Source organism: Pseudomonas sp. P4_D7, from assembly GCF_056401755.1.
In genome coordinates, this window is the sequence record NZ_JBFUIR010000003.1 from 242,666 (window position 1) to 266,364 (window position 23,699).

At 62.1% G+C, this 23,699-nt stretch carries 20 protein-coding genes; 14 read left to right on the top strand and 6 right to left on the bottom strand.

Going from position 1 to position 23,699, the window contains the following annotated elements; translation table 11 throughout:
- Window positions 1-5: 5 nt before the first annotated feature.
- Window positions 6-1,631: an APC family permease gene (locus AC1DVF_RS04105; RefSeq protein ID WP_095047859.1), complete on the bottom strand. Its 1,626-nt coding sequence runs from the start codon at window positions 1,629-1,631 to the stop codon at window positions 6-8.
- A 231-nt stretch (window positions 1,632-1,862) separates the two neighbouring features.
- Between AC1DVF_RS04105 and AC1DVF_RS04110 the strand changes: the two genes are divergently transcribed.
- The 12 genes from AC1DVF_RS04110 to AC1DVF_RS04165 all read left to right on the top strand — a co-directional run bounded on the left by AC1DVF_RS04110 (window position 1,863) and on the right by AC1DVF_RS04165 (window position 16,696).
- Window positions 1,863-2,633: an AraC family transcriptional regulator gene (locus AC1DVF_RS04110; protein ID WP_093430807.1), complete on the top strand. Its 771-nt coding sequence runs from the start codon at window positions 1,863-1,865 to the stop codon at window positions 2,631-2,633.
- 108 nt (window positions 2,634-2,741) lie between these two features.
- Window positions 2,742-3,359, top strand: a complete 618-nt coding sequence (gene lexA, locus AC1DVF_RS04115) for a transcriptional repressor LexA (protein WP_116254867.1) — start codon at window positions 2,742-2,744, stop codon at window positions 3,357-3,359.
- Complete coding sequence (imuA, locus tag AC1DVF_RS04120) at window positions 3,359-3,976, top strand: translesion DNA synthesis-associated protein ImuA (protein WP_093430813.1); 618 nt, start codon at window positions 3,359-3,361, stop codon at window positions 3,974-3,976. Before lexA ends, imuA begins: the two co-directional genes overlap by 1 nt.
- 7 nt (window positions 3,977-3,983) lie before the next feature.
- Window positions 3,984-5,399 carry a Y-family DNA polymerase gene (locus tag AC1DVF_RS04125; RefSeq protein ID WP_220556363.1) on the top strand — a complete coding sequence of 472 codons (1,416 nt, stop codon included), beginning with the start codon at window positions 3,984-3,986 and terminating at the stop codon, window positions 5,397-5,399.
- The gene (locus AC1DVF_RS04130) at window positions 5,375-8,473 is read left to right on the top strand and encodes an error-prone DNA polymerase (protein WP_477782050.1); all 3,099 of its coding nucleotides are present in this window, start codon (window positions 5,375-5,377) and stop codon (window positions 8,471-8,473) included. The genes AC1DVF_RS04125 and AC1DVF_RS04130 overlap by 25 nt, the downstream gene beginning before the upstream one ends.
- A gap of 259 nt (window positions 8,474-8,732) precedes the next feature.
- The gene (locus AC1DVF_RS04135) at window positions 8,733-9,419 is read left to right on the top strand and encodes a CsgG/HfaB family protein (protein WP_161986630.1); all 687 of its coding nucleotides are present in this window, start codon (window positions 8,733-8,735) and stop codon (window positions 9,417-9,419) included.
- 28 nt (window positions 9,420-9,447) lie between these two features.
- Complete coding sequence (locus tag AC1DVF_RS04140; protein ID WP_093430820.1) at window positions 9,448-9,819, top strand: DUF4810 domain-containing protein; 372 nt, start codon at window positions 9,448-9,450, stop codon at window positions 9,817-9,819.
- Window positions 9,816-10,475 carry a DUF799 domain-containing protein gene (locus AC1DVF_RS04145; protein WP_093430822.1) on the top strand — a complete coding sequence of 220 codons (660 nt, stop codon included), beginning with the start codon at window positions 9,816-9,818 and terminating at the stop codon, window positions 10,473-10,475. Before AC1DVF_RS04140 ends, AC1DVF_RS04145 begins: the two co-directional genes overlap by 4 nt.
- A gap of 229 nt (window positions 10,476-10,704) precedes the next feature.
- Window positions 10,705-11,394, top strand: a complete 690-nt coding sequence (locus AC1DVF_RS04150) for a GntR family transcriptional regulator (RefSeq protein WP_093430824.1) — start codon at window positions 10,705-10,707, stop codon at window positions 11,392-11,394.
- 134 nt (window positions 11,395-11,528) lie between these two features.
- Window positions 11,529-13,640, top strand: coding sequence for an ATP-binding protein (locus AC1DVF_RS04155; protein ID WP_477782051.1), 2,112 nt, complete (start codon window positions 11,529-11,531; stop codon window positions 13,638-13,640).
- A gap of 31 nt (window positions 13,641-13,671) precedes the next feature.
- Complete coding sequence (locus tag AC1DVF_RS04160) at window positions 13,672-16,305, top strand: excinuclease ABC subunit UvrA (RefSeq protein ID WP_477782052.1); 2,634 nt, start codon at window positions 13,672-13,674, stop codon at window positions 16,303-16,305.
- A gap of 124 nt (window positions 16,306-16,429) precedes the next feature.
- Complete coding sequence (locus tag AC1DVF_RS04165; protein ID WP_460091186.1) at window positions 16,430-16,696, top strand: hypothetical protein; 267 nt, start codon at window positions 16,430-16,432, stop codon at window positions 16,694-16,696.
- A 366-nt stretch (window positions 16,697-17,062) separates the two neighbouring features.
- Here AC1DVF_RS04165 and AC1DVF_RS04170 read toward each other — a convergent pair whose 3' ends face one another.
- Complete coding sequence (locus AC1DVF_RS04170; RefSeq protein ID WP_186624531.1) at window positions 17,063-17,584, bottom strand: DUF4142 domain-containing protein; 522 nt, start codon at window positions 17,582-17,584, stop codon at window positions 17,063-17,065.
- 205 nt (window positions 17,585-17,789) lie between these two features.
- Here AC1DVF_RS04170 and AC1DVF_RS04175 point away from each other — a divergent pair, with 205 nt between their 5' ends.
- Both AC1DVF_RS04175 and AC1DVF_RS04180 read left to right on the top strand, forming a co-directional pair.
- Window positions 17,790-18,032, top strand: a complete 243-nt coding sequence (locus tag AC1DVF_RS04175; RefSeq protein ID WP_099756464.1) for an HP1242/YdcH family protein — start codon at window positions 17,790-17,792, stop codon at window positions 18,030-18,032.
- Between the two features lie 107 nt (window positions 18,033-18,139).
- Entirely contained in the window at window positions 18,140-18,304 is a 165-nt protein-coding gene (locus AC1DVF_RS04180) for a hypothetical protein (protein ID WP_007912545.1), read from the top strand.
- 161 nt (window positions 18,305-18,465) lie between these two features.
- Here AC1DVF_RS04180 and AC1DVF_RS04185 read toward each other — a convergent pair whose 3' ends face one another.
- The 4 genes from AC1DVF_RS04185 to AC1DVF_RS04200 form a co-directional block, all read right to left on the bottom strand.
- Window positions 18,466-19,542 carry an SMP-30/gluconolactonase/LRE family protein gene (locus AC1DVF_RS04185; protein ID WP_477782053.1) on the bottom strand — a complete coding sequence of 359 codons (1,077 nt, stop codon included), beginning with the start codon at window positions 19,540-19,542 and terminating at the stop codon, window positions 18,466-18,468.
- On the bottom strand, window positions 19,539-20,669 hold the full coding sequence (locus AC1DVF_RS04190; RefSeq protein WP_477782054.1) for a sterol desaturase/SRPBCC family protein: 1,131 nt from the start codon (window positions 20,667-20,669) through the stop codon (window positions 19,539-19,541). The genes AC1DVF_RS04185 and AC1DVF_RS04190 overlap by 4 nt, the downstream gene beginning before the upstream one ends.
- A gap of 110 nt (window positions 20,670-20,779) precedes the next feature.
- Entirely contained in the window at window positions 20,780-21,643 is an 864-nt protein-coding gene (locus tag AC1DVF_RS04195; RefSeq protein WP_007912548.1) for a LysR family transcriptional regulator, read from the bottom strand.
- A gap of 265 nt (window positions 21,644-21,908) precedes the next feature.
- Complete coding sequence (locus AC1DVF_RS04200; protein ID WP_477782055.1) at window positions 21,909-23,627, bottom strand: hydrogenase maturation protein; 1,719 nt, start codon at window positions 23,625-23,627, stop codon at window positions 21,909-21,911.
- Window positions 23,628-23,699 lie beyond the last annotated feature (72 nt).

Genomic DNA, 23,699 nt, shown 5'->3' on the forward strand with positions numbered 1-23,699 from the left:
TGATTTCAGTAGGCGCCAGCAGGGCGCGCAGAGACGGTCGAGGCGGGGGCAGCGATTTCGCTGTCCTCGTCGTCCTCTTCCAGGCGCAGCAGATGCGCCGGTACACCGGTCGCCGCGCCCCAGTAGTAAATGCCGGTGGCACACGCCGCGACGACAAGGGTGTCGAATGGATGGGCGAGGATGCCGAGGCCGCCGAAGGTGCCGAGTTTCGACAGCACGATGGTCACCGCGTAGAAGGCGATCAGCCACGCCGAGGAACGCACTTGGCTGGCCAGATTCAGGTGAGCGGTTGGTACAAATCGACCGCACAGCAGGTAGACCACGAACATCAGGATCTGCAGACCGAGCAGCCACGACACGGTGCTCCAGCCCGACCAGTAGACGATCAGCGCGGCGATGATGAACGACACCGGCCCGAGCACGCCCATGCACTTGACCCGGAACGGCCGAGGCATGTCCGGCGCATTGCGGCGCAGCGCAGCCACCGACACCGGCGCCACGGCGTAGCTCAACACCAGCGCAGCGGAGACCACGTTGATCAGCGCCTCCCACGACGGGAACGGCAACGTCCAGAACACCGACAGGGCGAAGGTCAGCCACAGCGCCGGGCGCGGGATGCCGGACTTTTCATCGATGTGGGTGAAGACCTTGAAGAAGGTCCCGGTCTGCGCCCAGCCATAGATCACTCGCGGGGTCGCGTTCATGTAGATGTTGCCGCAGCCGCTCGGCGAGATCACCGCGTCGGCGACCACCAGATACGCCAGCCAGCCCACGCCCAGCGCCAGCGCAATGTCGCGGTACGGCAGGGCAAATTCCTTGCTGATTCCGGCCCAGCCGTTGGCGAGCATTTCCGTCGGGATGCTGCCGAGAAAGGCCATTTGCAGCAGCACGTAAATCAGTGTCGACAGCAGCACCGAGAGGATCAACGCAATGGGAATGGTGCGCTGCGGATTCTTCACTTCACTGGCCACTGAGATGATCGGCGTCAGGCCCAGATACGCGAAAATGATGCCACCCGCCGACACGGCCATCTCGACGCCGGACAGGCCAAACGGGGCAAAGCCTTGCACCTCGAAGTTGGCCGGTTTGAAGAAGGTGAACAGCACCCCGATCACCAGCAACGGCACGATGAATTTGAACACGCTGACCAGATTGTTGGCCTTGGCGAAGGTTTTCACGCTGCGGTAGTTGAGCAGGAAGAACACGCACAACAGCCCGAACTGCACCAGCCAGCCGAGAATCGTCGGATCGCCGGTGCCAGCTTTGGACAGGCCGGGAAACCACGCCGCTGCGTATTGGCGCGAAGCGACCACTTCGATGGCGACCAGACTGGAAAACGCAATCAGGGTGATGAAGCCCATCAAGTAGCCGAGCAGCGGCCCGTGGGAGTAAACCGGATAACGCACCACGCCGCCGGCACGCGGCAGTGCAGCGCCGAGTTCGCAATAGACGATGCCCAGCAACAACACGGCGAAGCCGCCCAGCAGCCAGGAAAAAATCCCCGCCGGGCCGGCAATGGCGGACACATGACTGGCCGCGAACAACCAGCCGGAACCGAAGATCGCCCCCAGCCCGATAAATGTGAGGTCGATCAGTGAAAGCTGTTTTTTGAACTTGCCTTGGCCTGACATGGCATCGCCTTCTTGTGAGTTATTGGATAGGCAGTTGTGTCACTGGGACGGCCAGACTTTGAACTCATCGACCTCGCGGCGATTGATGTTTTTTGCTGGCTTCGATGACGAAATCAGCACAATGACGCCGATAAAACATGGCCCTCGACACGCCGCGAACGATGCTGCAATCTGCGGGCGAACGGCGCATGACGGGCATTTGGTCTGTCCACGTTACGAGGGGAATCTTTGATGCAGCAGGCGTTTTCGATCCTCGCTCAAGGCATGAATGGCCAGCGTCCGCAGACACTGGAGGAACTCTTGGCCGGCGCAGCGCTGTTGTTGCCGATGCTTGATGTGATCCCCAATGCGGCGATTTTCATCAAGGATGTGCAGGCCCGTTACGTGCTTGCCAACCGCACGCTGGTGCAGCGCTGTGGCTTGAAGGATTTGCGTCCGTTACTGGGCAAGACCAGCGCGCAGGTGTTTCCGGCGCAACTCGGGCCGGGCTACACCGAGCAGGATCGCAAGGTGCTGGAGGAGGGTTTTGTGCTGGAGGATCAGCTCGAACTGCATCTGTACGGCAGCCGCGAACCGGGGTGGTGCCTGACGCACAAGCAGCCACTGTATAACCGTGACGGGGTGATTATTGGTCTGGCGGGGATTTCGGTGGACCTGCAATCGGCCAGCGAAACCCACCCGGCATTCGAGCGGCTGGCGGCTGTCGATGAGCATATTCGCGCGAATTTCAATCGCCGCGTGACCCTCGGTGAACTGACCCGCATCGCCGGCATTTCCGTGGCGCAACTGGAGCGTTACTGCAAACGGGTATTCCACCTGACGCCACGGCAGATGATCCAGAAAGTACGCCTGGAGCATGCGCATCGATTGCTGCACACCGATCTGCCGATTACGGACGTGGCGCTGCAATGCGGCTACACCGATCACAGCGCGTTCACGCGCCAGTTCAAGGCGTCGACCGGGTTTACCCCACGCGAGTATCGGCAGGCCACTTCACCCTGATCAAGTGACCATTGAAGATCAATGCAGGCGCTGCCGAACCTTCGGCAACTCCTGCGTCGGCCTGGGCCGACCTGCGGTGCTTGTCAGGAAAATCCTACAGGAGTACAAATGTACTCCATGACGAACCTGACTCCCCGCCGTACTGCCATTCTGACTTTTATCCGCGATCGAATCGCCGAACACGGTCAGCCCCCAAGCCTCGCTGAAATCAGCGAGGCTTTTGGTTTTGCCTCGCGCAGCGTGGCGCGCAAGCATGTACTCGCGCTCACCGAAGCCGGTTTTATCGAGGTCAATCCGCATCAGGCCCGTGGCATTCGCCTGCTCGGGCAGCCGGCGCGCCCGGAATTGCTCGACATTCCCGTGCTCGGCCGCGTCGCTGCCGGTGCGCCGATTGGCGCCGATGCCGACATCCATAGCCGCTTGCTGCTCGACCCGGTGCTGTTCTCCCGTACGCCCGATTACATGCTGCGGGTGCAGGGCGATTCGATGATCGAGGACGGCATTCTCGACGGCGATCTGGTCGGCGTGAAGCGCAATCCCGAGGCGCTCAACGGCCAGATCGTCGTAGCGCGCCTCGACGGTGAAGTCACCATCAAACGTTTCGAACGGCTGGGCGATGCAGTGCGCCTGTTGCCGCGCAACCCGGCGTATCAGCCGATTGTCGTGCGTGACGATCAGGATCTGGCCATCGAAGGGGTGTTTTGCGGTCTGGTGAGGCAAGGCTGATGGGCGCCGTCGTTGCGTTGGATACGCTGTTCAATGGCGGCCAGGTCTGGAAAGGCCGGCCTGCGCCACCGGCCGCCAGCCCGCAGCCGACCGGCCACGCCGCGCTGGACGCGGCACTGCCCAGCGGTGGCTGGCCGGAAGCGGCGTTGAGCGAAATCCTCCTGGCCGGTCCCGGTGTCGGCGAACTGCAGCTGGTCTGGCCGACGCTGGCGCGGTTGTCGGCGGCGGGCGAGCGCATCGTGCTGGTGGCGCCGCCGTTCGTGCCGTACCCGCAGGCGTGGGCAAGCGCCGGGGTCGATCTGCGCCAGTTGTCGGTGATCCAGGCCACCGAGCGCGATGCCTTGTGGGCGGCGGAACAATGTTTACGTTCGGGCAGTTGCGGCGCGGTGCTGTGCTGGCCGCACAAGGCTGATGATCGCGCGTTGCGCCGTTTGCAGGTGGCGGCGGAAACCGGTCAGACCCTGGCGTTTGCCTGGCGCCCGTTGAGCGAAGCGATCAACCCGTCACCGGCGGCGTTACGCATTGCCATCGACGCCAGACCTGCACAGTTGCGCGTACTCAAGTGCCGTGGCGGGCTGGCGCGTACGGCACCGATTGCCTTTGCTGTGGGGCACTGAGGTCAGCATGCGCTGGGTGTGTATCCTGTTTCCGCAATTGGCCCTGGACGCCGTGCTGCGTCAGCGTCCCGATCCCGATGAACCGTTGGTGCTGCTTAACGGACCGGCCCAGCGCCGGGTGTTGCAAGCGGTCAACCCGGCGGCGCGCAAGCTTGGTTTGCGCGCAGGCCAGTCGATGACCGCTGCGCAGGCGATGAGCAAAGGCTTTGCCACGGCTGATTACGAGGCCGCCGAGGTCGAACACTGGCAGCAGTTTCTCGCTGCGTGGGCCTACCGTTTCAGTTCGCAGGTCAGCGTGCATTACCCGCGTACCGTGGTGTTCGAGATCGAATCCAGCCTGGGTCTGTTCGGTTCGTGGGCGCAGTTCGAAGCACGACTGCGCCGGGAACTGACCGACCTGGGCTTCCGCCATCGCATCGTCGCGGCACCGAATCCCGTGGCGGCGCGGGTGCTGGCCAACGCCTATGACGGCTTGGTGGTGCCGGACGGCGAGGCCTTGCAGCATCATCTCGGTCAGTTGCCGGTCGACCGTGTCGGTCTGGAACCCGCAGTGGCCACGGCGTTGTCGCGCATGGGCCTGCGCAATCTCAGTCAGGTGCAGAGCCTGCCGCGTCAGGCGCTGGCCCGGCGCTTCGAAGCGCAGATGCTCAAGCATCTCGACACGCTGTTCGGCGCGCGGCCATTGGCGCTGGCGTTTTACCTGCCGCCGGATCGTTTCGACGTACGCATCGAACTCAACTTTGACGTGCAGTCCCATCAGGCACTGTTGTTCCCGTTACGCCGTTTGACCGGCGATCTGTCGGCGTTCCTCTGCGGGCGTGACAGCGGCGTGCAGCGTTTCGATCTGCACCTGGAACACGCCGGGCTGCCGGACAGCATCATCAAGGTCGGCCTGCTCAGCGCCGAACGTGATCCGGCGATGCTCTTCGAACTGGCCCGTGGCCGGCTGGAACAAGTGCAAGTCGAGGCGCCCGTGCGCGGCTTTCGTCTGCGCGCCGAGGACCTGCCGAGTTTCGTGCCGCAGTTTCAGCAACTGTTCGACGACCGTCCGCAGCAGACCTTGCCGTGGGAGCAGTTGCGCGAACGCCTGCGTGCGCGCTTGGGCGATGACGCGGTGCAGGGGTTGCGTTTTCAGGCCGATCATCGTCCCGAGTGCGCGTGGCAGCACGGCGTTGATAAACAACGCTGCGCAGGCTTGCCGAACGTGCATCGTCCGGGCTGGTTGCTCGGCGAGCCACAAAGCGTGGCGGAAGGTTCGGCGCGGATTCTCATGGGCCCGGAGCGCATCGAGTCCGGCTGGTGGGACGGTGACGACGTGCGTCGCGATTATTACCTGATCCAGAACCGCGCCGGTCAGCAGGGCTGGGCTTATCGGGCGGTAGGTGAGGGCGGTCCGCTGTGGCTGCAGGGCTGGTTTGCATGAACGACGGTTATGCCGAACTGCACTGCCTGTCGAACTTCAGTTTTCAACGCGGTGCGTCCAGTGCGCTGGAACTGTTCCAGCGTGCAAAAAAGCACGGCTATCACGCACTGGCGATCACCGATGAATGCACGCTGGCCGGGATCGTTCGGGCCTGGCAAGCGGCGAAATCGGTGGAGCTGCCGCTGGTCATCGGCAGCGAAGTGCGTATCGAAAACGGCCCGAAACTGGTGCTGCTGGTGGAGAATCTGGCGGGCTATCAAGCGCTGTGCGGCCTGATCACCCGCGCCCGACGGCGCACGCAGAAAGGCCAGTATCAGGTGCTGCGCGAAGACTTCGCCGAGCCGTTGCCGGGGTTGCTGGTGTTGTGGGTGCCGGACTCGCTTGATGACGTGGAGGAGGGGCGATGGCTGCAGCAGACCTTTGGCGAACGGTTGTGGCTGGCAGTGCAATTGCATCGTGGCCAGGACGATCAGCAGCGGTTGGCGGCATTGTCGGGGCTGGCCGCCGAGTTGCAGATTCCTGCCGTGGCCAGCGGCGATGTGCACATGCATGCCCGTGGCCGGCGTGCCTTGCAGGACACCATGACTGCGATCCGTCATCACGTGCCGGTGGCCGAGGCGGGGTTACGCCTGCATCCCAATGGCGAACGGCATTTACGCAGTGTCGAAGTGTTGCGCGAGTTGTATCCGCAGGCTCTGCTGGATGAGTCGATGAGCCTGGCCCGGCGCTGCACCTTCGACCTGGGCGAGTTGCGTTATCAGTATCCGAAAGAACTGGTGCCGGAGGGGCACAGCGCCAGTTCCTGGCTACGGCATCTGACCGAAGAGGGCATCGCCTGGCGCTGGCCACAGGGGCCGCAAGGCAAAGTGCTCAAGCAGATCGACGATGAACTGAAGCTGATCGCCGAACTCGGTTACGAAAGCTACTTTCTCACCGTGCACGATGTGGTGCACTTCGCCCGCGAGCAGAAGATTCTGTGTCAGGGCCGTGGTTCGGCAGCCAACTCGGCGGTGTGTTTTGCCTTGGGCATCACCGAAATCGATCCGGATCGCACCACGCTGCTGTTCGAACGCTTCATGTCCAAGGAGCGCAACGAGCCGCCGGACATCGACGTCGATTTCGAGCACGAGCGCCGCGAAGAAGTCCTGCAATACGTGTTTCGCCGTTACGGCCGTGGTCGTGCGGCACTGACGGCGGTGGTCAGCACCTACCACGCTGCCGGCGCGGTGCGCGACGTGGCCAAGGCCTTGGGCCTGCCGCCGGATCAGATCAACGCACTGGCTGATTGCTGCGGCCACTGGAGCGATGAAACACCGCCGGTCGCGCGTTTGCTCGAAGGCGGTTTCGACCCGGACAGCCCGGTGCTGCGCCGGGTGCTGAGCCTGACCGGGCAGTTGATCGGTTTCCCCCGGCACCTGTCGCAGCATCCCGGCGGCTTTGTGATTTCCGAGCAGCCGCTGGACACGCTGGTGCCGGTGGAGAACGCCGCCATGGCCGAGCGCACGATCATTCAGTGGGACAAGGATGACCTCGATGCAGTCGGCCTGCTCAAGGTGGATATTCTCGCCCTCGGCATGCTCAGCGCGATTCGCCGCTGCTTCGACCTGCTGCGCCACCATCGCAATCTGGATCTGAGCCTGGCGACGATTCCAGCCGAAGACAAACCGACCTACGACATGATCAGCCGCGCTGACACCATCGGCGTGTTCCAGATCGAGTCGCGGGCGCAGATGTCGATGCTGCCGCGCCTGAGACCGGCGAAGTTCTACGATCTGGTGATTGAGGTGGCCATCGTCCGCCCGGGACCGATTCAGGGCGGGATGGTGCATCCGTATCTGCGTCGCCGGAACAAGGAAGAAGAGGAAACCTACCCGTCACCAGAACTCAAGGTTGTTCTGGAAAGAACCCTCGGCGTGCCGCTGTTTCAGGAACAGGTGATGCAGATCGCCATCGTCGCCGCCGATTACAGCCCCGGCGAGGCTGATCAGTTGCGTCGCTCGATGGCTGCGTGGAAACGCCACGGTGGACTGGAACCGCACAAGGAACGCCTCGCCGCCGGCATGAAGAAGAACGGCTACACGCCGGAGTTCGCCGCGCAGATTTTCGAGCAGATCAAAGGCTTCGGCAGCTACGGTTTTCCCGAGTCCCACGCCGCCAGTTTTGCCTTGCTGACTTACGCCAGTTGCTGGCTCAAGTGCCACGAACCGGCGGCGTTCGCCTGCGCGTTGATCAATAGCTGGCCAATGGGCTTCTACAGCCCGGACCAGATTCTCCAGGATGCGCGCCGCCATCAGTTGCAGATCCGCCCGGTCGACGTGCGCGCCAGTGACTGGGATTGCAGCCTGGAAACCACCACGACGGCGCAACCGGCGATTCGCATGGGCCTGCGGATGATCAAGGGTTTTCGCGAGGACGATGCCCGGCGCATCGAAGCGGCGCGCGCGCGCGGGGCATTTGCCGATGTCGCCGACCTGGGCGAGCGGGCGGCGCTCGACAGTCGGGCGCAGGCGTTGCTCGCCGATTCCGGGGCGTTGCGTGGCCTGGCCGGACATCGGCATCGGGCGCGCTGGGAAGTCGCCGGGGTGCAGAAACAGCTGGGCCTGTTTGCCGGGTTGCCGAGTCAGGAGGAGCCGGAGGTGGTACTACCCAAACCCAGCGTTGGCGAGGATCTGCACGCCGATTACAGCACCGTCGGCACCACGTTGGGGCCGCATCCGCTGGCACTGTTGCGCGGCGAACTCAAAGCCCGGCGCTGCCGCAGTTCGCAGGAGTTGCTTGAAGTCGAACATGGCCGACCGGTGAGCATCGCCGGGCTGGTGACGGGACGGCAACGACCGGGCACCGCCAGTGGCGTGACCTTTGTGACGCTGGAAGATGAGTTCGGCAACGTCAACGTGGTGGTCTGGCGGGATCTGGCCGAGCGTCAACGGCAAGTGCTGGTGGGCTCGCAACTGCTGAAAGTCGACGGCCGCTGGGAGCGCGAAGGCGAAGTGCGCCACCTGATCGCCGGCCGCCTGAGCGACCTCAGCTCGCTGCTCAATGGCATCCGCGTGCAGAGCCGCGATTTCCATTAGCGCGCCCTGATCTGATCGTTCCCACGCTCTGCGTGGTAACACCTCCCGTGACGCTCCGCGTCACAGCGGACGCGGAGCGTCCGTGGCTGCATTCCCACGCAGAGCGTGGGAACGATCAAGTCCGGAACAGCCAATTCACTGGCGTCAAAAAAACCTGTCACGAATGATGGCACTTTGTCATAATGCCGCCCCTTTTCAGCTCCCGAGCGCCTTGCCGTGTCGGGGCATCCCCGTTTTTCAAAAGGAATACTCAGTGAGAATGATCTCCCGGATGCTGGTCTCAGGCGTTGCGATTGCCGTGCTCGGCACGATTGCCGGCACACTCGCCGGTTGCGCCACTGAAAGCTCCCGCGCGCTGCCGGTGGCCAAGGTTGAAAGCGCCACACAAGTCTGGACCGGCGTTCGCGTGCCAATGGCCGTGGGCAAGTTCGACAACCGCTCCAGCTATATGCGCGGGATTTTCTCCGACGGCGTCGACCGTCTCGGCGGTCAGGCCAAGACCATCCTGATCACCCATTTGCAGCAGACCAACCGCTTCAGCGTGCTGGATCGCGACAACATGGGCGAAATCCAGCAGGAAGCGGCGATCAAGGGCCAGGCTCAGCGTCTGAAAGGTGCTGATTACGTGGTGACCGGCGACGTCACCGAGTTTGGCCGCAAAGAGACCGGCGATCACCAACTGTTCGGCATCCTCGGCCGTGGCAAGACTCAGGTGGCCTACGCCAAGGTCAACCTGAATATCGTCAATATCAGTACCTCCGAAGTGGTCTATTCGACCCAGGGCGCCGGCGAATACGCCTTGTCCAACCGCGAAATCATTGGTTTCGGCGGCACCGCTGCCTACGACTCCACCCTCAACGGCAAAGTACTGGATCTGGCCATGCGCGAGGCGATCAATCGTCTGGTCGATGGCATGAACGCCGGTGCCTGGAAACCGGGCAACTGATCGACGCCCCTTGCAAGGAGCAACACCCATGAATCTGACTTTGTCGCGCGCGCTGATGGCGCTGACGCTGGCCGCCAGCGCCTTGTTGGCCGGTTGTGCCTCCGGCCCGCAAACCCTGTACCAGTGGGAAGGTTACGAGCCCCAGGTCTACGAATACTTCAAAGGCGAAGAGCCGAAAGAAGCCCAGGCCGAAGCGCTGGAACGTGACCTGCAGAAAATCCGCTCCACCGGCAAGGCTGTGCCGCCGGGTTACCACGCGCACCTTGGCCTGCTCTATCTGAGCATGGGCAAGGACGACCAGATGGTGCAGCAGTTCAAAACCGAGAAAACCCTGTTCCCCGAGTCTGGGACGTACATGGATTTCCTGCTCAAAAACGCCAAGACCGGAGACGCGAAATGATCGCGCGCACCTTGAAACTGCTGGTCGCCGGTCTGGCCCTGACCGTGCTGGGCGGCTGCGTTGCGCCCAAGACCGTGGATTACTCGGCCTACAAACAGGCGCGGCCGAAAACCATTCTGGTGCTGCCTCCGCTGAACACTTCGCCGGATGTGAAGGCGTCGTACAGCCTGTTGTCGCAGGTGACCTTCCCACTGGCCGAAGCCGGTTACTACGTGCTGCCGATTGCGCTGGTTGATGAGACGTTCCGCCAGAACGGTCTGAGCACCCCGGACGACATCCACCAGGCACCGCCAGGCAAACTGAAGGAAATCTTCGGTGCGGACGCTGCGCTGTACATCACCGTGACCGAATACGGTACGCGCTACATGGTGATCAGCAGCGAAACGGCAGTGACCGCGACGGCGAAACTGGTCGACCTGAAAAGTGGCACGACGCTGTGGACCGGTTCGGCCCGGGCGTCGAGCGAAGAGGGTGGCAATAGCAATGCCGGCGGTATCGTCGGCATGCTGATCTCGGCGGCAGTGAAGCAGATCATCAACAGCTCCACCGATGCCGGCTACCCGATTGCCGGTGTGGCGAGCAATCGTCTGCTCTCGGCCGGACACCGGGCAGGCCTGCTATACGGCCCGCGCTCGCCGAAGTACGGCACTGACTGAGCCCGGTAAGATCTTTCCCACGCGCTGCGTGGGAAAGATCAAATGTACGCGTGAGCCTGCTCACCGCCCCCTCCCGGCACATATGTCCTGCTTGCAACGAGCAGACAAGTAGCGCGACACCGCCTCGATGGCTGATCCGCACTCAACGTGCAATCAAGACCCTGCATCTCGAAGCCGAAGGCTATATCCTGCGTGGCACTCAGTTGCTCGACGTTAAAGGAGTGCCCAAATGACCGAAAAGAAACCGGAAACCACGGTCGACCGCGTCTACCAAGGGGTTTACGAGGCGATCAGCAAGCGTTCGTTGCGCCCGGGGATGAAACTGGGTGAGGCCTCGCTGGCCGAATTATTCAAGGTCAGCCGCACGTCGGTGCGCGCGGCATTGAAGCAATTGGAGGCCGATGGACTGGTCACCACCGAGCCGAATAAAGGGGCATCGGTGTCGCTGCCGAGCAATGAAGAGCTCCGCTCGCTGTTTGAAACCCGCCGGCTGATCGAGATCGGCATCGTTACCGAACTGTGCCGGCGCAAGGACAGCGCGGCGATGCAGGATTTGCGCGAACACCTGCTGCTGGAAGATGAAGCCCACGCGGCGGGCGATCACGAACGGCTGATCCATCTGCTCGGTGAGTTCCACATCAAACTGGCGTGCAGCCTGAATAACCCGGTGCTGCTCGACTGGTTCCAGAAACTGATCTCCCGCGCTTCGCTGTACGCTGCAGCGCTGGACGACGACAGCCATGAAGTCTGCCGCGACAACGAACACCTGCGCCTGATCGAATACATCGAGGCCGGCAATCAGAGCGCCGCCATCGAGCTGACCTGCACGCATCTGAACGGCATCGAGAAGGCCATTCTCGACGCCGCCGCCAAAATGAAAACCGGCTACCACCCGCTCAAGCACCTGATCGGGGTTTAGGTTCCGGGCGCGGATGAAATCGGCTATATATCATATGAAACCAATGCGACTGGAGGCGCTCGAAACAGACGGGCGTCGCGTCGTTATGGCGTCGCGATTTATCGGGCAATCACCACAGGACACTGAGTCAGTCGATGCAGTTTTTATCCGATAGCCATGGTTGTGACGGCTGGAAAGGCGAAATGGCCGGGCGCATCAGTGCGTTCGACTGGAGCCATACTGAACTCGGTCCGCTGAACAGCTGGCCGGCCAGCCTGTGCAGCGCGGTGCAACTGATGCTGGCGTCGCCGCTGCCGATGGTCATGCTCTGGGGCTATGCCGGGTACATGATCTACAACGATGCCTATTCGAAATTTGCCGGTGGTCGGCACCCGTATCTACTCGGTGCGCCGGTGGAGCTGGGCTGGCCGGAAGTCGCCGATTTCAACCGGCATGTGGTCGATACCTGCCTGGCCGGCGGCACCTTGTCGTTTCGCAATAAAGAGTTGGTGCTGTTGCGCGATGGCGTCCCCGAAGACGTCTGGATGGACCTGTATTACAGCCCGGTGGCCAATGATGACGGCAAGCCGGCCGGGGTGATGGCGATGGTGGTGGAAACCACCGAGTTCATGCACTCCGAACGCCGGCGTCAGGAAGCCGAAAGCGCTTACCGCGCCGACAACGAGCGGGTGCGTCTGGCGTTGAATGCCGGGGCCTTGCTCGGCTCGTTTGTCTGGGACGTGAAAAACAACACGTTGTCGGCAGACGAGCGATTCGCTCGCACGTTCTCCTATCCGCCGGAGCATGACCTGAGCAATCTGGCCCAGGACATCGCCGAGTCGCGCATCCATCCCGATGACCACGCCTGGGTACAAGAGCGCGTCGCCCATTCCGTGCAGACCGGTGAGCCGTATAACGCCGAGTATCGCGTGCGGCGCAGTGACGGCAGTTATTCCTGGGTGTTGGCCAGTGGCGCCTGTGAGTTCGACGAACACGGTGCGCCGTTGCGCTTTCCCGGCGTGCTGATCGACATTCATGAACGCAAGATCGCCGAAGAATCCCTGCTCAAATTTACCCGCAACCTCGAACAGCGCGTGGGCGAAGAAGTCGAGGCGCGGCTGGCGGCTGAAGAGCAGTTGCGCCAGTCACAGAAGCTTGAAGCGATTGGTGGCCTGACCGGCGGCGTCGCCCACGATTTCAATAATCTGTTGCAAGTGATCGCCGGCAATCTGCATCTGCTCGCGCGCCATGAACCGAACAATGCCAACGTGCAGCGCCGCGTCAGCGCCTCGCTGGCAGCAGTCGAGCGCGGCGCCAAGCTGTCCTCGCAATTGCTTGCGTTCGCCCGGCGCCAGCCTCTGTCGCCGGCGGTGTGCAACCCGCAGCAGATTTTCGAAGGTGTCGGCGAATTACTGCAGCGTGCGCTGGGTGAGACTATTCAGATCGACGTGCAACTGCCGCAAAAGCCGTGGCACATCAACGTCGACCGCAACCAGTTGGAAAACGCCATTCTCAACCTGGCGATCAATGCTCGCGATGCGATGAAGGGCGAGGGCACCATTGCGCTCAGCGCTGCCAACGTGCGACTCGAACGCGAGTTCTGTGCCGGTAAAGGCATCGTTCCCGGTGAGTTTGTCCGCGTCGCGGTCAGTGACTCCGGCGCCGGCATCCCGCCAGATATTCTCGAGCAAGTGTTTGAGCCGTTCTTCACCACCAAGGCTGACGGTCAGGGCACCGGGCTGGGCTTGAGCATGGTGTTTGGCTTCGTCAAACAGAGCGGCGGGCATGTCGAGATCACCAGCACCCTCGGCGAGGGCACGCGGGTGCAGTTGTACTTCCCGCGCAGTCTGCGGCCGATCCTTGATGAGGCGCCCGGCCTGCAAAGGCAGCAGAGCGGCGGCCACGAAACGATTCTGGTGGTCGAGGACAATGACGCCGTGCGCGCTTCGGCGGTCGAATTGTTGCGCGAGGAGGGTTATCGCGTGCTGACCGCCRGTCATGGCGATGCGGCCATGCAAATGCTCCTCGAAGGTGTCGAGGTGGACCTGATCTTCACTGACGTGGTCATGCCGGGGCTGATCAAAAGCTCCGACCTGTTCGCTTGGGCCAAGGTGCAGACACCGCCGGTGGCGGTGCTGTTCACCTCCGGGCACACCCGCGACATCATTTCACGCAATCACCAGTTAAGCCCTGACACGCACTTGCTTGGCAAACCGTACAGCCCGGAGGCCATGTTGCAGATGATTCGGGTGGTGCTCGGTAGCTGAGCGTAGAACATTCCTTCACAAAGGCAGGTCGATGACTTCCAAACGCACCTCCAAAGCGCCCACCGGCATGGTCCGGGTACGTGGCGCCCGTGAACACAACCTGAAGAACGTTGATGTCGACATTCCCCGCGATGCGCTGGTGGTGTTCACCGGGGTGTCCGGGTCTGGCAAGTCGTCACTGGCGTTCTCGACCTTGTATGCCGAAGCCCAGCGCCGTTACTTTGAGTCGGTGGCGCCGTACGCGCGACGGCTGATCGATCAGGTCGGCGTGCCGGATGTCGACTCCATCGAAGGCCTGCCGCCGGCCGTGGCCCTGCAACAGCAACGCGGCACGCCGAGTACGCGCTCATCAGTGGGCAGCGTGACCACGCTGTCGAGCCTGATCCGCATGCTCTATTCGCGCGCCGGCAGTTATCCGCCGGGGCAACCGATGTTGTATGCCGAGGACTTCTCGCCGAACACCCCGCAAGGCGCGTGCCCCGAATGCCATGGCCTCGGCCGGGTGTACGAGGTCACCGAAGCGCTGATGGTGCCGGACCCGAACCTGACCATCCGCCAGCGCGCGGTGGCGTCCTGGCCGCTGGCGTGGCAGGGGCAGAACCTGCGCGACATCCTCGTGACCATGGGCATCGACGTCGACATCCCGTGGAAAAAACTGCCGAAAAAGCAGCGCAACTGGATTCTCTTCACCGAAGAAACCCCGACCGTGCCGGTGTACGCCGGGCTGACCCCGGAAGAAACCCGCGTCGCCCTCAAACGCAAGATGGAGCCTAGTTACCAGGGCACCTTCACCGGCGCCCGGCGCTACATTCTGCACACGTTTACTCACTCGCAAAGTGCGCTGATGAAAAAGCGCGTTTCGCAGTTCATGCTCGGCAGTTCTTGTCCGTTATGCGATGGCAAACGCCTGAAACGTGAAGCGTTGTCGGTGACATTTGCCGGGTATGACATCGGTGAGCTGTCGCAGATGCCATTGCTGCAAGTGGCCGAGGTGCTGCGGCCGGTGGCGGCGGCCAGCTACCTCGAACACGCTGAAGAAACCGGCGAGACCTTAAGTCACGCGCAAACCCGCGAGGCCCGCCAGCAACGCGTGGCCCACGGCGCCAGCGGCCACGGCAGCGCGCCAGACGTGCGCCACACGCCAAACCTGTCGCTGGAGAAACGCCTGGCGGCGCAGCGCATCGCCGAGGATCTGCTGGAGCGGGTCAGCACCCTGACCGATCTGGGCCTCGGTTATCTGGCGCTGGAGCGCAGCACCCCGACGCTGTCGTCCGGTGAGTTGCAGCGCTTGCGACTGGCGACGCAACTGGGCTCGCAATTGTTCGGGGTGATCTACGTGCTCGACGAACCCTCCGCCGGTTTGCACCCGGCCGATGGCGAGGCGTTGTTCGAGGCGTTGCAGCGTTTGAAGGCAGACGGCAATACGCTGTTTGTGGTCGAGCACGATGTGGAAACCATGCGCCGCGCCGACTGGCTGATCGACGTCGGCCCGGCGGCGGGCGAGCAGGGTGGGCAGGTGCTGTACAGCGGCCCGCCGGCAGGTCTGGCCGAGATCGAACAGTCGCAGACTCGCGCCTACCTGTTTGCCGAAGCGCAGCGCCAGGCACGCACCGCGCGCAAACCGACGGCGTGGCTGAAACTTGATGGCATCACCCGCAACAACCTGAATAACCTCAGCGCCGAATTTCCGCTGGGTTGCTTCACCTCGGTGACTGGCGTGTCCGGCTCGGGCAAGTCGAGTCTGGTCAGTCAGGCCCTGCTGGAACTGGTCGGCGCGCAGTTAGGGCGGCCGACGGTGGACAGCGAGCCGGAAGAACTCAGCCTCGAGGACGACGCGCCGCAGATCAGCAGCGGCCAGGTGACGTCGGGGCTGGCGTCGATCAAGCGACTGGTGCAGGTCGACCAGAAACCCATCGGCCGCACGCCACGCTCCAATCTGGCCACTTACACAGGGTTGTTCGATAGCGTGCGCAAGCTCTACGCCGCGACCGACGCGGCACGAGCCGCTGGGTACGACGCCGGGCAGTTTTCCTTCAACGTCGCCAAGGGCCGTTGCGCCACCTGCGAGGGTGAAGGCTTTGTCAGTGTCGAGTTGTTATTCATGCCCAGTGTTTATGCGCCGTGCCCGACTTGCCATGGCGCGCGCTACAACCCGCAGACCCTGGCGATTCTCTGGGAGGGTTTGAGCATTGCGCAGGTGCTGCAATTGACCGTCGAGGAAGCGGTGACGGTGTTTGCCGAGCAAGCGGGGATTCGCCGGTCACTGGAAGTGCTGCGCGATATTGGCCTGGGTTACCTGCGCCTGGGTCAACCGGCCACGGAGTTGTCCGGTGGCGAAGCGCAGCGGATCAAACTGGCCACCGAGTTGCAGCGCAATCAGCGCGGCGCGACCTTGTATGTGTTGGACGAGCCGACCACCGGGCTGCATCCGCGTGATGTCGATCGGTTGCTGGAGCAGTTGGATACGCTGGTGACGGCGGGGCACACGGTGATTGTGGTCGAACACGAAATGCGCGTGGTCGCGCAGAGTGACTGGGTGATCGACATCGGGCCGGGCGCGGGGGATCAGGGTGGTCGAATCGTGGTGGCGGGTACACCGCAGAAGGTTGCGGCGAGCAAGAAAAGCAAAACCGCGCCGTTTCTCGCGCGGGCCTTGAGCCGGTAATTGCGGCGTTCCGACTGGCACCCTCAAGCGGGCGGCGAAGTTTTGAACGTTGGCGCGGGCCAGGCTTCGAATCTTTGACACCCGACGGATGTGTGTCGGGGGTGTTTTGACCAACGAGGTGGCCATGAACGAGCAAACCAGGCAACAGAGTCAATCTGGCGAACCGATTAACCGCAATGATCCAGCGATTGACCCGCAGGTGCAGGGGCAGCCGGCGCCGACGCAGCAGCAGGGCGAGGATGGTCAGGCGCAGAGCGCAGACCCGGCAGTGGACCAGAAGAACAAGCACACGGACAACGACAACGAGTTCAGTCCGGGCTTCGAACCGCAACCGGATCGGGCGAAGCCGGGGGAGGAGACGGATGCCGATATTGATACCGATGGCGGTTGATTTCGGCGGATATGACAAGGCCGCATCTATCTGGATGCGGCCTTTTTTTTGCTTTGGGTTTGTGGTGTTGCTGACATCGATCCCCCTCACCCCAGCCCTCTCCCCCAAGGGGGCGAGGGGAAAGGGAGCTGATCTCGGTGCCTTTCAAAAGCCAGGTTCAACTCTGGATTTCAGGTCGGTGTGACTCGAACATTCAACACGATCGGCTCCGTCTCGCTCTCCGGAAAGACGAGGGGGAAAGGGAGCCGATCGGGGTCTATTCAGAACCTGAGTTCGACGCAAGACTTTCAGGTCGGCGTAACTCGAACATCCACCTCGATCGGCTCCCTCTCCCTCCGGGAGAGGGCTGGGGTGAGGGTAAAGCTTTTACTTACTAGGATGTTTGGCCTGCAGCTCTTTCGCCGCTGCCAGATGTTTCTCCAGCGCCGGCAACATTTTCTGTGCAAATGCCTTCAGTTCAGGGGCGCCTTTGACCTTGTCATCCGTCACGGTATTGGCTTGTTTCTTGAACAGCTCGATGGTCTCTTCATGAGCCTTCACCTGATTATTGGCGTAAGCGGCGTCGAAGGACTCATCGCGCATATCGAGGATCTTTTCCTTGGCCTGTTTGACCAGCGTCGTTTCGTCCGGCACTTCGATGTCATTGGCCTTGGCAATAGTCGCCAGCTCATCGTTGGCCTTGCCGTGATCGGTGATCATCATGTTGGCGAACGCTTTGATGTCAGCCGATTGGCTTTTTTCTAGGGCGAGGCGGCTGGTTTCGATTTCGGCAATACCACCGGCCGCGGCGTTATCGACGAAGTCATTGTCAGTTGCAGCGAAAGCGCTGCCCATGCCGCTGCTCAACGCGACAGCCAGAACCAGATGACGCAGGTTGAATCCGTCCATTGGTGTATCTCCACGCAGTTTTTGTTGGTGTTAACCAATGGAGGGAACACGACGAGCAAAGGTTTGATCGCATTTGCGACAGGGCGACGAACGGACACCGCTGGTCTGACAGGTGGTCGACAGAACCGTGCAACCGAGGCCATTCTGATAACTGGCCAGCGCAATCGGTCGCGTTGGCCAGCCGATCAACTGACGGAGGTGTTCCATGCCGGTTCCCCATGACCTGTTTCAGGACTTGAAGCTTACAAAGGAAGAGATCCAGCAAAAACGCACCGCGGATCCACATCTGGACGCACTGATCAACAAGTATTCCCAGGCGGACGCCGACGTAGTCAAGGCCGAGACTGCCACCTCGGATGCTCCCAGCGACGACACGCTGAAAAAACTCAAAGAGAAGCGCTTGCAGGTCAAAGACAAGATCGTCGAGCAATTACAGGCGCGATCCTGAAGCCCGGTTGACCCGCCGACCTGCGGTTGCGGATTGACGGGAACGACAGCCACGACCGGCACCTCGAATGTACAGAGTCTTCCATCCGACTCATTGCGAGGTGCCTTATGAACGATCCCAAATTCCCCAGTGAAGAGCAGGGCGCATTCGACCCGGTTCCCACGCATCCCGAACCGAACAGCCCGGCGCATACCACGGCCAATCCCGAAGAGCCGGATGAGGATCTGCCCGAAGACGAAGATCCGGACAAGTTCGACAAGTCCAGCAACTGACAGACCGTCTTCGTCGGAACGCCGCCCGGAGCAGGCTCGCTCCCACAGTGGATTGCGTTGAGCCCAAATGCTGTGGTCAGCAAATAACCCTGTGGGAGCGAGCCTGCTCCGGGCGGCGTTCCGACGAATGCGTCAGCGCATTCACCACAAAGTTGCCAGATTCACTTCAGGGCCACATCCAACGGCATCCGCGCCATATGCGTCGCCTTCAACGAGCCGAAATACAACCACGGCCCATACTCGCGCACCGTGGTAATCGGCGAATAGTTGCCACTGCTGGCATCCTGCAAATTGGCAATTACCTTGCCCTCCAGATCCAGCCCCAGGACAAACCCGCGCTTCTCCACCGGCTTAGGCAAAACCGCCAAAGCCCGCACGATCATCTTGCGCACGAATGGATGCCCTGCGGTGGTGTCTAGCAGCTTGTTGCGCGGCGCATACAACGCCACCCAAAACCGATTGCTGCCATTGAACGCCAGGTTGTCCGGCAGCCCCGGCAAGTTATCGATAAACAGGTCGTGAGTGCCGGCTTTCGGCCCGGTCAGCCAATAGCGGCTGATGCGATAGGCGCCGGTTTCGTTGACCAGCACATAGGCGTCATCCGGGCCGAGGGTCACGCCGTTGGCGAACTCCAGCTTGTCCAGCAGGACACTGGTTTTGCCGCTCTGGAAGTCATAGCGCAGCAGGCGTCCATCGCCGCCGTGCTCGATGATTGCTTCGCCGTCATGGCCATAACCCCAGCGGCTGGAAGCATCGCTGAAATAGGCGTAATGCCCGGACTTGTCGATGGCGACGTCATCAGTAAAACCGAAGGCCAGACTATTGGCCGCCGTGGTCAAAGGCACCAGCTGACCCTGCGCATCAAGGGACAGCAAACCCTTGATCGCATCGGCAATCACCAGCATGCCGTTCGGATGCCGGGCCAGGCCCAGCGGGCGGCCACCGGTGTCGGCGAGTACTTTGCGTTGCTGGCCGTCGAGGCTGGTGCGGATCAGTCGGCCGTCGTGCAGCCCGGTGATCAGGAAGTCACTTTCCAGCAGCAAGGCTTCCGGCCCTTCGATGTCGCTCGGCCCGACCTGCGCTGCGCCTTTGAGTTTCTGGTTCTCGGCGTAGAGACCTTCTGTCAGCGATGGCGCTGGCGGCGGCGTCCAGGCCACGGGTTCGACCCTGGTGGGCATCAACAATAAAAAGCCGATGACGATGAGGACCAGCAACAACAGCAGATGTCTCAGCTTCACGCGCTGGCCCTCGCTGAGGCCATGTCGCGCAGCGCCAGCATCGATGCGGCGGATTCGCGCTCGATGCGCCGTTTGAGCAGCAAGCGATTGGCGATGCGCATGCCCAGTCCGTCGAAGCGATAATCCAGCGTGCGCACAAAACGCGTGCCGCTGCCCTCGGGGCTGCATTCATAGGTCAGCAGCAGCGACAAACCATGATCGCCCTGCGCCCGCGCGCACCAGCGCCGGCCGGGCAGGTATTCGGTGACTTCCCAGCGCAAATGGCCCGCGCGCCCGCCGGCATGAATGTCCTCTTCGAAGCGCGCGCCGGCATGCAACGGGCCTTGCGCACCATCGATTTTCAGCGACGAGGGGTGCCACTCCGGCCAGCGACTGACACTGGCGGCATAGGCCAGCACGGCGATGGGTTCACCAGCGATATCGATCGGGTGTTGCAGGCGGGTCATGGGCATTTTCGAATCGCTCAAAAGGGTGATTTCCGGCTCCCGGTAAAGGGTGCCGAACAGGTAGTCCATCAGCGGCAAAACGATGTTGAAATTGCGCTCCTGCATGCGCTCGCGGCGGTGATGCAGCTCGTGCAAGTGGCGCATCTGGCGGATCCACGGCAGGCGGGTCAGCGGGTTGTGCGGCGGCAGGTGTTCGCAGGCGTGGAATATCTCGTAAGTCAGATAACCAAGGACCATGCAGCCGCCAAACAACCCGGCCACGTTGGCGTCTACCTGTGCGAGCAGCCACCACAACGGTAGGGTGATCAGCAGTGTGTGCAGCACGATCAGCCACGCGGGGAACAGAATCACTCGCCAGTCGCGGGCGCTGTCGTAGGTCATGTGGCCGGGGGTGAAGAAGCTGTGATGATCGCCGGCATGCCGGGCGTAGAACATTTTCGCGAAGGTCTTTTTGTGGTGGCCGAGATGACGATGGACCATGTACACGGCGAAATTGAAAAACAACAGGGTCAACGGCACCGTCAGCCATTCCAGCAGGCTGACCTGGTGCACGCTGCTCCAGAAACCACCAATGGCCAACACACCGAACAGCAGCACGAAGGCGCCGTGCAGCCACGGGTTGTACAGCGGATGAATGGCCGCACGATAGCGGCTGCGAAATGCCTCGGTGGTCTGCCTCACTGCATCACCTGCGGGATTGTTGTTATACCCGGCAGATTAGCCGATCCGGCCGTATGTGCAGGCCGGACCTCAATGGCACATGCGCCATGATCGGCTGTGAAGCCGCCGCGTCAGCTCAGCGGGTTCCAGCGTTGCGACCAGTCATCATCGGTGCGGATCACTTCGCGCAGCAGATGGAAGGCTTGCTGCAGCGTCGCCGAATCGCGATCGCGTGAGTACACGAGGTAAGTCGGATAGCCGAACTCCGGGGCTTTGGTCACCGCTTCCAGGGCGCCGCTTTCCAGGTAAGTACGCACGACTCGGGTACGGAAATAGCCGCTGCCGCCGTGTTCGAGAATGTACTGCAGGGCCAGCGGGCCGAGGTTGAAACTCAGCGCGGCTTTGGCTTTTTCCGGCAGGGCCGCGTCATGCTGGCGGCGGAAGTCCGGGCCCCAGTCGATGTAGACGTAGGGATCGGGACGATCGGGGGCTCGCACCAGGATCAGTTTTTCTTCCAGCACTTGCTCGACCTGCAAGCCTGGCCAGTATTCCGGCTGGTAGACCAGTGCGGCGTCGAGCACACCGAGTTCGAGTTGGCGTAGGAGGTTTTCGCCGTCGCGAATTTCCATGCGCAGGGCATGCCCGGGAATCTTCTCGCGCAGTTCCGCCGCCCAACTGAGCATCAACGGGTTGCACAGGCTGACTTCGCCGCCGATGTGCAGCACGTTGTGATAGCCCTCGGGCAGCGGCAGGTCGCGGCGCGCGGCTTCCCAGGTTTGCACCAGTTGATTGGCGTAAACCACAAAAGCCTCGCCATTGGGCGTCAGTTTCGCCCCGGCGCGGTTACGCACGAACAGCGTGCTGCCCAGCTGACTTTCGAGTTTCTGCACGCGAGCGGTGATCGCCGTTTGCGTGACGAACAGCTTCTGCGCCGCCGCGGCGAGGCTGCCGTGGCGGACGATTTCCAGAAAGGTGCGAGCGAGATCGATGTCCATGGGCGGGCCGGTGTTTGAGGTGGCGGGCATTGTAAAGGCAAAAGCCCCTCATCGGATCGCCGCCCGCCTAACCCTCTCCCGGAGGGAGAGGGGACTGACCGAGGTGTCTGGCGTCATACATCGACCTGAAAGATCGCGTCGATTATGGATTCAAAGCAAGACCCTCAGGTCGGTGAAGATCGCCAATATCCCCGTCTCGGTTCCCTCTCCCTTGGGAGAGGGCTAGGGAGAGGGCTAGGGTGAGGGGAAAGCAGTCACCGCGAAATCAACTGGCCAACTCAACCGAACGCACCCGCGCCCACTCTTCAATCAACCGCGCCGGCGTGCCACACACCTTGCGCTTGAAGACAAAATTTCGGCACTTCTCGGCAAACTGATTACGGTTGTAGAGCATGTCTTCCTGCATCTCCTGCAGCTCGGTTTCGCGGCATTGCTGGATCAATACCTGATCAACCCGCACCTTGCGCTCGCGTACCGCCGCGTAAGTCGGATCGCTCACCACGCTGTTGGCCCGTTGCAGCAACCACAGGGCAAACTCGTCCGGGCAGCGCGGGCCGATTTCCTGAACCATGCCCAGTTGCCACGCCTGTACCGCGCTTACCGGCAGGCAAGCCTGGGTCAATTGCTCGGCCATTGCCGGGCCGACGGCGCGGGGCAGGCTGTAGGTCCAGTATTCGGAGCCGTACAAGCCCATGCTCTTGTAATGCGGATTGAGCACGATATCGGCGCGGGCAAAGACAATGTCGGCCGCCAGCGCAAGCATCACACCACCGGCGCCCGCGTTACCGGTGACGCCACTGACCACCAGTTGCCGGGCCGTCAGCAGTTCTGCGCAAACATCATCGATTGCCTGAATATTCGCCCAGGCTTCGGCGCCAGGATCCTGCGCGGCCTGAATCACGTTCAAATGCACGCCGTTGGAAAAACTGCCGCGCCCACCCTTGATCAACAACACCTGGGTATCACGGGATTTGGCCCAGCGCAGCGCGGCGACCATGCGCTGGCACTGCTTGGTGCTCATGGCGCCGTTGTAGAATTCGAAGGTCAGCTCACCGACGATGCCGGATTCCCGGTAGCGGATCGGTTGATAAGCTTCGTTACTGAACGGCTGCGTGGCGATCGACCAGTCCAGCACAGGCACCTCGGCCAGTTGCCCGGCCAGCACGTGCCGCGCCGGTTGCTTGAAGGTCTCTTCGCCAGGTTGCGGTTTGCGCCGTAGCGCGCCGATCCACAGGCTTTGATCACCGGCGGCGACCAGCACCGCATCGTCATGCACCGCGAGAATCTCGCCGGGCATGCCGCTACGCGAATCCAGGTGCGCGTCGTACACGTAATACTGACCGCCGGCGAGGCTCGCCAACACGCCGGGCTGGCCGTCGGCAGCATCGATGCAGCGTTTGATAAAGCGTGCGCAATCGTGCCAGCTGAAGCTGCGGTCGACCTGCTTCATGTTCGGCTGCAAGCGTCCGCGTACTTTCGTGTCGGCATAGTCGAGGGCAACCGGTTCAAACCCTTCGATGAATTTCTCCACCACTTCGCGAATACAACGAATCGCCGCATCACTGACCCGGCCGTTGTACAGCTCGGATTTGCGCAGGCCCGCCGGCAGGTTGAATTCGCAGGTGGCCCACACCGGGCCGGCGTCCATTTCCTCAACTGCCTGCAACGCGGTGACGCCCCAGCTTGGCAGTTCATTGGTAATCGCCCAGTCGAGGGCACTGGCGCCTCGATCGCCGACGATACCCGGATGGATGATCACCACCGGCCGTTCGGTGTTGCTCCACAGCGCCTGCGGCACGCGGTCCTTGAGGAACGGGCAGATCACCAGATCCGCGCCGCTGTGTTCGATCTGTTCGCACACGGCCTGTTCATCGGTAAACAGCACAACGCTGGGTGAGTGCCCGGCCTCGCGCAGTTCCAGCCAGGCGCGTTGAGTCAGGCCGTTGAACGCTGACGACAGCAGAATGATGTTGAGTGATCGCATGATTGCTCTTCCTTGAGTGGATTCGGCCGTGGGCTCTCGCTGAGCCGTCCCTGGCCTTCGATTGAGCCGCGA

Bases quoted from the DNA above. Each gene is read 5' to 3' on its own strand.
- AC1DVF_RS04105 (WP_095047859.1), bottom strand. From the start codon at position 1,631: ATGTCAGGCCAAGGCAAGTTCAAAAAACAGCTTTCACTGATCGACCTC.
- AC1DVF_RS04110 (WP_093430807.1), top strand. From the start codon at position 1,863: ATGCAGCAGGCGTTTTCGATCCTCGCTCAAGGCATGAATGGCCAGCGT.
- lexA (WP_116254867.1), top strand. From the start codon at position 2,742: ATGTACTCCATGACGAACCTGACTCCCCGCCGTACTGCCATTCTGACT.
- imuA (WP_093430813.1), top strand. From the start codon at position 3,359: ATGGGCGCCGTCGTTGCGTTGGATACGCTGTTCAATGGCGGCCAGGTC.
- AC1DVF_RS04125 (WP_220556363.1), top strand. From the start codon at position 3,984: ATGCGCTGGGTGTGTATCCTGTTTCCGCAATTGGCCCTGGACGCCGTG.
- AC1DVF_RS04135 (WP_161986630.1), top strand. From the start codon at position 8,733: ATGATCTCCCGGATGCTGGTCTCAGGCGTTGCGATTGCCGTGCTCGGC.
- AC1DVF_RS04140 (WP_093430820.1), top strand. From the start codon at position 9,448: ATGAATCTGACTTTGTCGCGCGCGCTGATGGCGCTGACGCTGGCCGCC.
- AC1DVF_RS04145 (WP_093430822.1), top strand. From the start codon at position 9,816: ATGATCGCGCGCACCTTGAAACTGCTGGTCGCCGGTCTGGCCCTGACC.
- AC1DVF_RS04150 (WP_093430824.1), top strand. From the start codon at position 10,705: ATGACCGAAAAGAAACCGGAAACCACGGTCGACCGCGTCTACCAAGGG.
- AC1DVF_RS04160 (WP_477782052.1), top strand. From the start codon at position 13,672: ATGACTTCCAAACGCACCTCCAAAGCGCCCACCGGCATGGTCCGGGTA.
- AC1DVF_RS04165 (WP_460091186.1), top strand. From the start codon at position 16,430: ATGAACGAGCAAACCAGGCAACAGAGTCAATCTGGCGAACCGATTAAC.
- AC1DVF_RS04170 (WP_186624531.1), bottom strand. From the start codon at position 17,584: ATGGACGGATTCAACCTGCGTCATCTGGTTCTGGCTGTCGCGTTGAGC.
- AC1DVF_RS04175 (WP_099756464.1), top strand. From the start codon at position 17,790: ATGCCGGTTCCCCATGACCTGTTTCAGGACTTGAAGCTTACAAAGGAA.
- AC1DVF_RS04180 (WP_007912545.1), top strand. From the start codon at position 18,140: ATGAACGATCCCAAATTCCCCAGTGAAGAGCAGGGCGCATTCGACCCG.
- AC1DVF_RS04195 (WP_007912548.1), bottom strand. From the start codon at position 21,643: ATGGACATCGATCTCGCTCGCACCTTTCTGGAAATCGTCCGCCACGGC.
- AC1DVF_RS04200 (WP_477782055.1), bottom strand. From the start codon at position 23,627: ATGCGATCACTCAACATCATTCTGCTGTCGTCAGCGTTCAACGGCCTG.